Source organism: Paracoccus sp. PAR01, assembly GCF_014851995.1.
GTDB lineage: Bacteria > Pseudomonadota > Alphaproteobacteria > Rhodobacterales > Rhodobacteraceae > Paracoccus > Paracoccus litorisediminis.
This window is the reverse complement of the sequence record NZ_JACVAW010000028.1, coordinates 1-12,825: the sequence shown is the minus strand read 5'-3', so window position 1 is coordinate 12,825 and position 12,825 is coordinate 1. Positions and strand designations below refer to the sequence as shown.

Annotated in this window: 9 protein-coding genes and 2 pseudogenes; 6 read left to right on the top strand and 5 right to left on the bottom strand. The window is 58.8% G+C overall.

Annotated features, from left to right (window positions below; genetic code table 11):
• Positions 1–171: 171 nt before the first annotated feature.
• From IB235_RS22355 to IB235_RS22345, 3 genes and pseudogenes are all read left to right on the top strand, one after another.
• Complete coding sequence (locus IB235_RS22355) at positions 172–414, top strand: hypothetical protein (RefSeq protein ID WP_192338605.1); 243 nt, start codon at positions 172–174, stop codon at positions 412–414.
• Positions 415–721: 307 nt separating this feature from the next.
• A pseudogene (locus IB235_RS22350) lies at positions 722–1,763 on the top strand (IS110 family transposase).
• 386 nt (positions 1,764–2,149) lie between these two features.
• A protein-coding gene (locus IB235_RS22345; protein WP_192338604.1) for an IS3 family transposase occupies positions 2,150–3,501 on the top strand; the annotation gives its coding sequence in 2 pieces (ribosomal slippage) (positions 2,150–2,483 and positions 2,483–3,501; 1,353 coding nt in all).
• A 55-nt stretch (positions 3,502–3,556) separates the two neighbouring features.
• On the opposite strand, the gene IB235_RS22340 is transcribed toward IB235_RS22345, so the two are convergent.
• Positions 3,557–4,186 (bottom strand): esterase/lipase family protein, encoded by a 630-nt coding sequence (locus tag IB235_RS22340; RefSeq protein WP_370576970.1) that lies wholly within the window; start codon positions 4,184–4,186, stop codon positions 3,557–3,559.
• Here IB235_RS22340 and IB235_RS22335 point away from each other — a divergent pair.
• Positions 4,148–5,776: an alpha/beta hydrolase gene (locus tag IB235_RS22335; RefSeq protein ID WP_225612541.1), complete on the top strand. Its 1,629-nt coding sequence runs from the start codon at positions 4,148–4,150 to the stop codon at positions 5,774–5,776. The genes IB235_RS22340 and IB235_RS22335 overlap by 39 nt on opposite strands.
• Positions 5,777–6,110: 334 nt before the next feature.
• Here the strand turns inward: IB235_RS22335 and IB235_RS22330 are convergent, their stop codons facing one another.
• From IB235_RS22330 to IB235_RS22320, 3 genes are all read right to left on the bottom strand, one after another.
• Positions 6,111–6,305 (bottom strand): DUF1127 domain-containing protein, encoded by a 195-nt coding sequence (locus IB235_RS22330; protein ID WP_192338602.1) that lies wholly within the window; start codon positions 6,303–6,305, stop codon positions 6,111–6,113.
• A gap of 646 nt (positions 6,306–6,951) precedes the next feature.
• Positions 6,952–7,947, bottom strand: coding sequence for an ABC transporter permease (locus tag IB235_RS22325; protein ID WP_192338601.1), 996 nt, complete (start codon positions 7,945–7,947; stop codon positions 6,952–6,954).
• Complete coding sequence (locus tag IB235_RS22320; protein ID WP_225612540.1) at positions 7,944–8,684, bottom strand: ATP-binding cassette domain-containing protein; 741 nt, start codon at positions 8,682–8,684, stop codon at positions 7,944–7,946. The genes IB235_RS22325 and IB235_RS22320 overlap by 4 nt, the downstream gene beginning before the upstream one ends.
• A 304-nt stretch (positions 8,685–8,988) precedes the next feature.
• On the opposite strand from IB235_RS22320, the gene IB235_RS22315 reads away from it, so the two are divergent.
• Positions 8,989–9,945 carry a substrate-binding domain-containing protein gene (locus IB235_RS22315; RefSeq protein WP_225612548.1) on the top strand — a complete coding sequence of 319 codons (957 nt, stop codon included), beginning with the start codon at positions 8,989–8,991 and terminating at the stop codon, positions 9,943–9,945.
• A 240-nt stretch (positions 9,946–10,185) separates the two neighbouring features.
• Positions 10,186–10,550, top strand: a pseudogene (locus tag IB235_RS22310) (integrase core domain-containing protein); the annotation flags it as partial.
• A 139-nt stretch (positions 10,551–10,689) separates the two neighbouring features.
• Here the strand turns inward: IB235_RS22310 and IB235_RS22305 are convergent.
• On the bottom strand, positions 10,690–11,226 hold the full coding sequence (locus tag IB235_RS22305) for a hypothetical protein (protein WP_370576969.1): 537 nt from the start codon (positions 11,224–11,226) through the stop codon (positions 10,690–10,692).
• Positions 11,227–12,825 lie beyond the last annotated feature (1,599 nt).

The window sequence follows — 12,825 nt, the reverse complement described above, 5'->3', positions numbered from 1 at the left end:
CCTCCGGTTGATGATGCTGAATTATGCCGAGACTTAGTTAATTAGGGGTAAATGCGGCATGAGTCGCATCGAGGCGTTGCAGACTCGAACGATCAGCATGCAACGGGCACCCTATTAACCATATATTGACCATCACTCGATACGAGTTGCCTACCGCAAGGGAGGATCTCTATGCAGCACAGCTACTTAGACGCAGATACACGCGAGATGATCTCGGCAGTCATGCTGGACAGATACTATCTGGAAAGCACCGCCCTTCCCGCCGACGAATTGATCGAATTACGCCGTTCGGTCGAAGGCAGGATGAGGGAGCTCAACGAAATGACGCGCCAAATGTTTTTGGGATCGGTTCGACGGCGCGGAGGCCTACCGCCGAAAGCATCGCAGGCACTTCTGCCGCGCCATCGTCGGTGAGAGCTTTTCGCATACCCTCGCCCTCAGTCCATTTACTCGCACCGGCCGGTTGGCCCAATAAACCTATCAATCCATCGAAATCTGAAACAAAACTGGAATTGATTGTGAAATGGCGTTCCCTCCAGGGAACGCCATTTCAACGCCTCCAACACTTGATCAACGTGAGACCGGCCCAGTTTTTCACTCGTCGGTCGCGGTGTGCTGGAGCGTAAGACCGCATGTCTTTTTCACCGGCCCGACCCTGACGGATCAGTCTTTATTCTGATCGCGGGGCGGCGGGTGCCGTCCGTTTGCGATGGAGGAAGACATGCGCAACGCTCATGGAACGATCTACGTCGGAATTGATGTGTCGAAGGACAAGCTTGCGGTCGCGATCGCGGGTGGAGAGCGTGGGGATGAGGTGCTGAGTCTGGGCACGTTCGAGAATACCCCTGCCGCCGTCGACAAGCTGCTGAAGAAGCTTGCCGGACGTGGCGATATCTTGGCCTGCTACGAGGCAGGCCCGACGGGCTACGGCCTTTACCGGCAAATACGCGCGTCCGGCTGCAGTTGCTGCGTGGTCGCGCCGTCCTTAATCCCGGTCAGGGCTGGGGAGCGGGTCAAGACTGATCGACTTGATGCCCTGCGTCTTGCGCGCCTTCTGCGCGCCGGAGAGTTGACCCCCGTTTGGGTCACCGACGAGACGCACGAGGCGATGCGCGATCTGGTCCGCGCCCGGGAAAGCGCCGCGGAGGATCAACGTCACAAGCGCCAGCTCGTGTCTGCCTTCGTGCTGCGCCACGGGCGGATCTACCCACGGACCAAACCATGGACGATGCGATATCGGCGCTGGCTGCAGACCCTGGCCTTCGATCACCCTGCGCACCAGATTGCGCTTCAGGAGATGCTGCAGGCGGAACGCAATGCCTCGGAGCGACTGGAGCGACTGACCAAGCATATCGAGGCCCTGGTGCCAGAATGGAAGCTCGCACCAGCAGTAAATGCGCTCCAGGCGCTGCGGGGCGTCGCCTTGATCAGCGCCGTCACCTTCATGGCCGAAATCGGCGATGTGCGGCGGTTCGAGACACCGGTGAAGCTGATGGCCTATCTCGGGCTCGTGCCGAGCGAATACTCGACCGGCAAGACGACAAGGCGCGGCGGCACTACCCGGGCGAGAGGAAGCTCTATATCCTCAAGGAACAATGCCAGAGGTTCAGGACATTGCGTGGAAAGCGCAATCCCGCCTCACGGCCAGATATCGCAAGCTTAGCCAGCGCGGCAAGAAATCGACCGTCGTCACCGCGGCAATCGCGCGGGAGATGGCTGCGTTCATGTGGGACATCGCGCGCCGCACCATGCCCGCGCGCTGATCTGGCGCCCAAAGCGCCCAATGGCGGGCGCGAGGTCGATGGCAGGGGAGTATCCGACAGTCGCTTTGTGGCCAGCTTCGCGCTGACGCCCGTTGTAAGACAGGAATAGCCCCGAGACGCACAATCGGTCCTGCGGTATCCAGCCCGCGCATCAGAGCTTGTTCACCGACGTCTTCAGACCTCGTGCCCACCTTTGGGCGTCCAGAGCACGACGAACGCCCCGGCGTTCCAAATCGCATGGCGCGACCCTTGAAAAAAGACATCAGAGCGGTGTCCCGATCACACGGTGACTGCGTAACTCTGTCCGGCGTCAGGGCCTATGGGACAGATTTGGTTGATTGATGACGGGAGGGTTTCTGGCTCATCGTAGCTTTCAAGGAGCGAAGATGAGCAAGACACCCGTTGATCAGAAAGCTGCTGCCGATCGTGCGGTAAGAGATATCCGCCGCGCGACAAGAAAGGTTCATTCGGCCGAGGAAAAGATCCGGATCGTCCTGGCCGGCTTGCGCGGCGAGGACAGCATTGCCGAACTATGTCGGCGAGAGGGGATCGCCCAGAGCGTCTATTTCAGTTGGTCGAAGGAGTTCCTCGAGGCTGGGAAGAGGCGTCTGGCGGGCGACACCGCCCGCCAAGCCAATAGTGCCGAAGTAAAGGATCTTCGTGCCGAGGCCGCAGCCCTGAAAGAGGTCGTCGCGGATCTCACCCTCGAGAACCGATTGCTAAAAAAAAGCATGAACGGGGCTGGGGGCGACGACGCATGAGATATCCAGCCTCTGAAAAGCTCGAGATCATTCGCTTGGTCGAGGGCTCACATCTTTCGGTGCGGCGCACCCTGACAAAGCTGGGGATCGCACCTACCACCTTCTACCGCTGGTATGATCGATACGTGACAACTGGCCCCGAAGGGCTTGAGGATCGCCCAAGTCGGCCGAGCCGGGTCTGGAACCGCATCCCCGATGATGTGCGGGGCCAGATCATCGAGATGGCCCTGGATGAGCCTGAACTATCGCCGCGGGAGTTAGCCGTGCGCTTCACTGACGCGAAAGGTTACTTCGTTTCAGAAGCTTCCGTGTATCGGCTGCTGAAAGCGCATGACCTGATCACCAGCCCGGCGCATATCGTGATCAAGGCGGGCGAGGAGTTCCAGAACAAGACCACGGCGCCGAACCAGATGTGGCAGACCGACTTCACCTATCTCAAGGTCATCGGTTGGGGCTGGTTCTATCTTTCGACCATTCTCGACGACTATTCCCGCTACATCGTCAGTTGGAAGCTCTGCACCGACATGAAGGTGGCCGATGTGACCAGCACCGTAGGCAAGGCACTGGATGCATCGAACAGCGGCCGTGGCAGGCCACAGCAAAAGCTGCGCCTGCTCTCAGACAACGGCGGGGCCTATATCGCGGGCGATCTGGCCGACTGGCTTGAAGAAAGGGGCGTCGAACAGGTCCATGGCGCGCCCGGGCATCCCCAGACCCAAGGCAAAATCGAGCGCTGGCACCAGACGCTGAAGAACCGAATCCTGCTGGAGAACTATTACCTGCAGGGTCAGCTCGAAGAAGCGATCGACGCCTTTGTCGAGCATTACAACAACCATCGCTATCACGAGAGCCTCGGCAACTTGACCCCGGCAGATGTCTACTTCGGGCGTGGCCCCAATATCCTGGCAGAAAGGGAGAAAATCAGAAAAGCGACCATCCAGAACCGCCGCTTGAACCATCAGCGTCAGGCGGCATAATCTTAAACCGGTGCGCCAGGACCCTCTCGTCCAAAGTCAGGCCGCCTGTTCCAAATCATTCGACGACGGACACTGTGAACCGGTGCAAAATGTCGCGTGTCGTCATGCCCCGATCGAACCGGCCATGCTCTATAAACTGGACCGTCTGGCCGATGACGAGCGGGTTATTCATGAGCCAGGTGTGGGTTACCGGCAGCACGATATGGTCGGTCATCCCCTGAACCATCGTGCTGGCCACCGAGACCTTGCCATCGTTATCGCCCTGGATCAGCGAGCACAGCACCGGATTGAAGGTGCGGCTGCCCGCAATCACCCCCAGTTCGAAATCGACTGGTCCGAGTTGATGGGGAAGATCTTCCGGCCCGGTGCCCAATTGCAACCCGGCCGGCCCAGTGAAGAAACGATACAGCGACAGATCGCCAAGCGCATCGACGATCTCGGACCCTTTATTCGGGGGCGCGAGCATCACCACCCGTCCCATGTTCTTGGGCCGGTTATCGGCCAGCCAGGCGCGTGCAAGGATACCGCCCATCGAATGGGTGACGAAGTTCACCCGACGATCGCCGCATTTCGCCACCGCGCCATCGACATAGCCCAACAACTGCTGAACCGTCGCCTCGGTCGAGGGGTAGTGCAGGTTGACCACATGATAGCCAAGCGCATCGAAGGACTGCTCGATCACCACGAAGGAGGTTTCGGTCCACCCAAGCCCATGCATCAGTACAACGCATTGGCTCGTCGCAGGCGCAATCTCTGCTTCATGCGAGATCGAGGGCTGGGACAACAAAGTTACAAGGATCTGTGCAAGCAACATGATGCGCATGGCGCGAGCTTAATGGTCATTTCGATCGCGGGCGAGCAGGAAAAATACGCCGCAAACGGTCCAGCGAAGGTCTGGCAGCATGCCATTGGCAAAGGCATGGCGGATCGGGTAGCCATGGAAAGACAACGACCATGGGACGGTTTATGCGGCGCTCTCTCGCGATTGGCCTTCGGGGCGGTTCTAGCAATCGCCATTGGCGTCGGTATCTTCATGGCTTTGCAGCATCCGCCCATGCAGCTGATGCCGGCGCCGCGAGTCTTTCTGCGCGATGGCGTCAACCTTTTTACCGCGCAGCCCGAGCCTCCGGCGGATACGCGGATTGAACTGTTCTATGCCACCAACCGCCTACCGATCGGCCCCGCCTCTGATCGTATCTACACCGTCGCGCCGTCGACCGACCTGCATCTGGGCGTAAGCAACATCCGGGTGGGCGAGCCCGGTCGAACTTGGGAATGGCTTTACAATCTTTCCACTACCGCGGCGGAGGATGACGACCGGCCCCACCTGAACCTGGAAACGATGCGTGAGGACGCCATCGTCTCGGACGATGACTTGTCGGCAGAAGCGCTGGCCTGGCTTGCGCAGATGAATGCGGCGCTAGCCAGAGCGCTGGATCGCGACATCGTAATCTATGTTCATGGTGCCAATACCACGGTTGAGCGGGCTGCCGGGCAAGCGGCGCAGCTGATGCATTTCACCGGGCGCAATTCAGTCGTCGTGCTGTTCGCATGGCCTACGGCCGAGAACTTCCTGCGTTACCCGCGGGATCTTCAAACCGCGCTTGGCGCCGCGCCGCAACTGGCGCGGCTGGTGGCCTTGTTGTCGGAACACACCGATGCCAGAGCCATCGATCTTTTTACCTATAGCGCTGGCAGCACGGTCGGCTCCGAAGGTGCGGCACTTGTGGGGCGGGCGGTGGCGGCCGGTGCCCCTGACCCGCGCCTCAGTGAGGTCTATCATGCCGCGCCCGACGCCAATTTCCAGACCTTCGTCATGGATCTGGAGGATTATATCGGCATCACTGATCGCGTCGCCGTATCGGTCAACCTCAATGATAGCGCGCTGAGGCTGGCGCAGGCCGTCACCCGCACCTCCCGGGCAGGTCGCCCCGACATGCGGGAACTGACCCCCGAGGAGACCGGCTTCCTTTTTGATGACTCACGCGACAGCGGGCTGGAGATCATCCGCGTCCGGCCAGAGAATATGGAAGGCCTATCCCGCCGTTCGCATAGTTTTTGGTATGACGACCCCTGGGTGAGCAGCGACGTGCTTTTGCTGCTGCTCGGTCATCTGCCCGCCGGCGAGCGAGGGCTGGAAATGAAACAGCGGGATGTCGGCACCCGCTACTGGACCTTCCCAACCGACTATCCGGAGCGGCTGGAAAGGGTGTTACTGGAATTGCGTGAGAACCCCTCCCTGTCCACGCTTCTTGGTACGACCGCGCCCCACTGATCACCTGTCCCAATTTGGCGGGATCGCGAGGCTGTCGATCCGCTGCGGCAGCAACCGGCGTCATTCGCTCGATCAGGTGATGCGGGCGCGCTACACGGGAGCGCTCTGAGTGGCGGTCCCCTTAGAACTGATCACATACAGTCTGACGTCGATGAGGCATCGAAAGGCTTTCCGACCAACATGCTTTGTGGCCCATCAATCCGGCCTCCGTTCTTGGCTGCCTGTGGTCGAGCGGACCGTAAATGACAAACAGGCCGACTTTCGGATTTCCATCGCCCGCACATGAAAAACCCCGGGGCATCGCACCGGGGTCTGTTCATCAATCAGAATTGCTTCAGACGCTGCGGGCAACGCGCTCGATATCGCTGCGGGTCAGGCCGATATCGCTCAACTCGCGGTCCGTCAGCCGGTTCAATTCGCGGCGGGTGATACGGGCGTCGTTCCAAGCCGAAACCATCGCGGTCACGCGGACAAAGACCGGACCGAAGCCACCGGCAGCACGGCTATGGCTCATTTCGACAGCAGACATCTCGACACCTTTTTCATATTGCCCATCCAACGGGCATGTTTCGGACAAGGTGGATATAGGCCGGGCTTCACACGGGAAGTAGCCGTGATCCCGGCAAAGCAGCCATGCATTCTGCGCGGGTAGCATGGACGGTTGAAAGGCGTTCCGCGCAGGCCCGCAAGAAGCGTGCTCACTGTGCCTTGCCCCAGCGCCTTCAGGAAAAGCCTCATCTCATGGCTTGGGACAAACCTGATGTTCAAAGCTAAAAACTAGGTGAAAAGGAGCGACCGTACACATCCCAATGCAGAATGCCAGCAGGATGAACGCCGGAAAATGGCGTGTCTATTGCCGATGAGTTCAGCATGCCAAATGATCTCGTCCGCGCCTCGTTCGCGCTGGGTCCATATGCTGCAAATGCCGCATTCGCAACGGCCGCATCTTGGTGAATGGACCTGCGCGCATGGCGATGACCGTCTGCTCGATTGCCGGGCCGCTTCTTGCGCCGCCGAACAGAATTGTAGCCGATCCCTTCGGCGACCAGCTTGACCCGGTCGCGCGTTCCCGTTCTGAACCGCGCACCCAGACGGCCATTGAGGATCAAAGACTTCCGTGGCCTTCGACACATCGGGCTTATCGGTCGCTCCATGGTGGGGCGCGGCGGTCGTCATTATGGGTTGCGCAATATTTTTATGCGGTCGAACGCCACAACGACCACAATGAAGCAGCCGATGAACGCGCCCTGCCAGAAGGTCGAGATGCCGAGCAGGATAAGGGAGTTCCGGATCACCTCGATCAGCAGCGCGCCAATGATCGCGCCGGATACCGACCCTTCGCCGCCACTGAGATTGGCACCGCCGATTACCGCCGCAGCAATCACCGTCAGCTCCATCGAGGTGCCGAGGTTGGTAGTCACGCTTCCGAGCCACCCAACCATCAGTATCCCCGATATCCCCGCCGTAAAGGCCGAGAACATGTAAACCGATACCTTCATCAGCCTTACGGGGATACCGGTCAGGATGGCGGCCTGCTCGTTCCCTCCGATGGCGAAGACATATTGTCCCCAGCGGGTCCAACGGTATGCGATGGCGATCACGACCGCGATCACGGCCAGCACGATCACCGGGTTCGGAATCCCTGCAACCCTTCCCCCACCCAAGTTCAAGAGCAGTGCGTGGTCGGGGCCGAATTCGTAGATCATCCGATTGTTTGACAGCACCAGCCCCATCGAGCGCGCAAAGGACATCATTCCCAAAGTCACCACGAAGGCAGGAATCCCGACAAAGGCGATCAGAACCCCGTTGACGAGGCCGACCAGCAGCGCCGCGCCGATAGCAAGCAACGCCGAAACCCAGAACGACAAGCCCGACGACATGGCCACACCGATGACGACGGCCGAGAGTACCACTGACGAGCCGACCGACAGGTCGATCCCACCCGATGAGATGACTGTGGTCATCCCGACCGCCATGATTGCCACGAAAGCAAAGTTGCGGGTCACGTTGAAAAGGTTGCGTTGGGTCGCAAAGGTGTCGGTGACGATTGACAGGATCAGGCAGGCCAGAACCGCGGCCACGAAGACCCAGAACACCTGCAGGCCCATCAGCCGAGCGAGCAAACTGCGGTGTTGGCGCTGCTCGATCGCCTGTTCCAGTGACGGTATCATGCGGTGGCCTCCATTCGGGTGTCCAGCGCCCCCGTGATCAGGGCGGTAACCTCCTCGGGGCTCGTATCCTTGGTCCACAGGTCCGCGACCTTCTTGCCCCGCCGCAGCACGGCAATGCGGTCGCAGACGGCAAACACGTCGGGCATCCGGTGACTGATCAGCATCACCGCGATGCCGCGGTCCCGCAACCGGCGGATCAGGTCCAGGACTTCGGCAACCTGCCGGACCGAGATTGCGGCGGTCGGCTCGTCCATCAGGACGACCTTGGGCTCTGCCAAAAGCGTGCGCGCGATCGCGACGGCCTGACGCTGCCCACCCGACATTCGCCGCACCAGATCGCGGGGCCGCGTTTCGGATTTCAGCTGGGCAAACAATTGGGCCGACCGGCGAAACATTGCGGGATAGTCGATTATCTTCACGGGGCCCACCCGACGCATAAATTCACGTCCCAGAAACACATTCGAGGAGGCGGTGAGATTATTGCAAAGTGCAAGATCCTGATACACCACCTCTATTCCCGCGCGCTGTGCATCCCGAGGATGGTGGAATGTGCAAGGAATTCCATCCATTTCGATATTGCCATGTGTTGGCGCGAAATTTCCGGCGATGATCTTGACCAGCGTGGATTTACCCGCCCCGTTATCCCCCATCAGCCCCAGCACCTGACCTTCCTCAAGATCAAGCGACACGCCCCCCAGCGCCTGGATCGCGCCGAAGTGCTTGGCGATCTCCGTCATCCGCAGCCTTGCCAAACTGTGCCTCCCGCGGGGCGGCCCATATTCCCCAAGCTAAACATAGTTGACTCAACATTAACGGCAAATATTATCTTTGCACGGCGCCGGATTGAGCGAAGAAAAGTCGCTGCCGACATTCTGGACAGATCCGCGAAAACCCAATGTTCGGGTGTAGGCAGATATCGATCAATAAATAATCGCCACACTCCGACAATGGCATGAAAGACCCCGGCTTCAGCAGAATCCGGGGGAAAATGTTATCTGGGAGGGTAATATGAATAAAGTCGGACTATGGGTCGGTGTGGCGATGCTTGCGCTGTCAGCGACAGCCGGGCTCGCGCAGGACAAAAAGACCTTGGCCATCGTGGTCAAGGGCCTCGACAATCCGTTCTTCGAGCAGATCAACCTCGGCTGCCAGAAGTGGATGTCCGAGAATGCGGATTCCGAATATGCATGCCTCTATACTGGCCCCGCCTCTTCGGCGGACGAAGCCGGAGAAGTTCAGATCGTCGACGATCTGCTGACGAAAGGCGTTGCCGCCATCGCGATCTCGCCCTCGAACGCCCCGGCCATGGCGACGCGGCTGCGCGAACTGGCGCCGAGCGTTCCCGTCATGACCATCGATGCCGATCTGCTTGAGGCCGATCATGAACTTCGCAAGACCTATCTAGGCACCGACAACTACCTGATGGGCGTAAAGATGGCCGAGGAAGCCGTGAAGCTGAAACCCGAGGGAGGCAGCGTCTGCCTGCAACTCGGCAATGTCGGCGCGGCCAATATCAACGCTCGGGCACAAGGCTTTCGGGACACCGCCAGCGGCGAGAAGGGCATCGAGCGCCTGACCGGCCAGAAGGGCTGGACCGAGATTGACGGCTGCCCGGTCTACACCAACGATCAGGCCGACCTCGCCAACCAGCAGATGGCGGACACCTTCACCGCGAATCCCGACCTCGATGCTTTCATCCTGATTGGGGGCTGGGCACAATTTGCCCCACAGGCCTATGCGCAGGTGACGGATCAGGTGATGGAGAAGCTGAAGTCTAAGGATCTGATCATCATTGCCGGCGACACCCTGCCGCCTCAGACGCAGGCCTTCCGTGACGGGCGTAGCCATGCGCAGGTCGGGCAGCGCCCGTTCGAAATGGGCTACAAAGCGCCTGACGTGATGATCCAGTTGATCAAGGGCGAAACCGTTGAAGACCCGCTCTTCACTGGTCTTGACGTCTGCAATGGAGAAGACAAGGGGTCCTGCGCAAACAACTGAAACTCCCGCAAGGCCCGGCGGGCGGGGCTTGGACCTGAGCGACGCGCCGATACTTCGGCAACCACAGCAGGCACTTTCCGCCGTGGATTGAGGTCGACTGCGTTATTGCTCTTGCGGCCTCCCAACACCGCTCAGCCGCGCGGAAAATTCCGTATTATGAGGCCTTCTGCGGATCGCAGGATCCCGAGCGATCTGGCTCGCCGGTCGGGTCCGCCGCATTTGCCGAGGCTGCCGCTCGCAGGGTATCCGAAGACGATCCGCGTCGATCAAGGCACCGAGTTCGTATCGCGTGATATGGACCTTTGGGCCTATCAACGCGGCGTCATTCTGGACTTCTCGCGCCCAGGAAAGCCGACCGACAACGCCCTCATTTTACGTCGGGGAGAACAGTCCCCCGGTCTGTTTTCTGATCCCTCCTCACTTTCAATGGCCGGTTCCGAACGGAATGCCTGAACCAGCACTGGTTCATGACCCTTGCGGACGCGGCAGAAAAGCTGGAGGCTTGATGTAGATACTATAACGAAGAACCGCCACACGGCGCGATCGGCAGCAAGGTCCCGATCATGCTGACGAAACCGGGGGGCGCAGCCAACCCGTCACCCTGAGCGAGGTCGGAAAACTCTGCCTTCTGGCGGGGCCAAGGTTGGGGATCAGAGCAAAGCTTGCGCGGTATCTCTCGGCGACCCTCTTGCATGGAAACACACTTTCTCTTCTTCCTTTTCGAGAAGGGTGTCTCGCAAGCTCCTACATTTCTATATGCGGCGTGCCACGCCGCCGCAAAAGCCGTGCGCGGATGCCAACGTAGATTCCTCCTGGGTCGGTTGTCCCCTTAATAACTGCGCCGGCACCGATAACCGAACCCTTAGCGATATGGCTGCCTGCAAGGATCTTCGCTCCGGCTCCAATCCAAACGTCGTCCTCGATCACCACCCGGGCTTTCATCAGAGGCTGCTTGCGAATGAGGGTTTCGGGATCCTGGAAACCATGGTCAAAGGACACGATCACGGCATGGGGGGCAATGCGAACATTGTTTCCGATGCTGATGTCGCCGTGCCCAAGCAGGACGACATAGTCGTTTAACGAGACGGCGTTACCGATTTCGATCTGGCCGCTTTGGGCGTCGATGACCACACCTTTCCGCATCGAGACTCCGTCGCCGATCTTAATCCGACCGCGCCGCCACCGGAAATGCGGCCAGTAAAGCATCTTTGGCCGCTTTCCGATCTTCAGTGCTCCGCCTGAAAGCAGCGCGCGGATCTGGACGATGCGACCTAAATTCACCTGTCAGACATTCGGAAATTCTGGACCTATGGAGCGCGTCTTATCGCCCCGCACATATACGAAATCTCAATATATTGCAAGCCTTTGACTCCGGGATCACTATTGGTAGACTGCACCATTGCGGGCTGGGAGCCTTAGGCTTCCTACTCTAGCCTCGCAGCTATTTTCATTCCTAGAGATCCTTGCCGATGCGCCAATCATCGGACCATTGCAGACGATGAAGACAGCCGCTGTCTCATTGCCAATTACTTCCGGGGTGAAGGTCTTTCTCGAAGAATGGGCGCAATTGAAGCATAACGGTCGGGGTCATAGCCAGAACAGGGCGGCTGCGGCGAAGGCGATAGCTGAGAATCATCCGCGCGAAGATGCCTTTGTCGTTCCATCTCTTCCAACGATTGTGGAGGATCGTGGCGGGGCCATACACTTTTAGTACTTCAAATGATAAATTAACCCGCTCGGCGTTGGTCGGTTATCGACGCGCGGCTTATCATGGCTCTTCGGGGAATCGGAAGTTCAGAAAACCGCCCGGGGACAGCTTTCCCGACGACCGGCCGAGGTCGCGCCAACCACGCGTCCGTCAGCCAGAAAAGGTTGCTCATCGGTCAATCTCCTCACGGAAGCTGCTTCACGTAGTAATCAAAAAACCAATGTGTCCTGATCCTACCTGCGGTTCTTCCCATGTCAGTTCCGTATCGATAAAATTAATCAGTTTGCCCATTTATCTCGCGAAGCTGTTGGATATTTTAAATGTTGCCTTGGCGCGAAACTGTGTGTGACATGAGAACGGTGACACGTGTGAAGCAGTGAAGTTGCGACATCTGCGCTCGGGCCGATATAGTCGAAAGTTAACAAGCTGGACTCCGAATCGAAACGCGGACAATTTTGCCTTGTGCGTTTACACTGCACAGCTTCGATACACTCGAGACATCGGTTGCAAAGGAGAGATTAATGAAAAACTTGTCGGCGATTTTAGCACTCATTCTGGTTGGAACCGGCAGTGTTGCGGGTTGCTCCGATAACCAAGGAGTTAATGCTGGAACTGGTGCGCTGGTAGGTGCCGCAGTCGGCAACTAAGTCGGCAGTGGCAGCGGCAGGACGGCTGCCACCCTAACTGGCGCGGCCGTCGGAGCGCAGGTTGGGGCGATGCAGCCCACAACACGCATGTGCAACTACCGCAATACGCAAACCGGGCAGACGTACCGGGCGGCCTGCTGATCCTACGAAGACCAGCAACGACAAAACGGCGCCCACTTAAGGGCGTCGCCGCTTTTGGCAATACTTGATCTGCCGCTAGTCAAACATTACTCGAATTTGGCGTGTTAACTCACTGGAGTGAACCTGTGACCAGTAAATGGCCGTGATTAACCCGTTGGAGTTATCGATGCAGATCCGACTTAACCGAGTGCCATCAGTAAATAGATACTCTGCGCCGGCAGATTACCTCGTCGTCTACCATCTGGTCTCGGCCCCGCCCGAGGCGCGCTGATTCATCCTTGACCGCCGATGCAGGTTGATCATGATCTGCATGAAATGCCCAGCATCTCAAGCCAGGCATGCAATACGGCATCATTACAGGCGAGAGAGGGTTCATGTCCGACC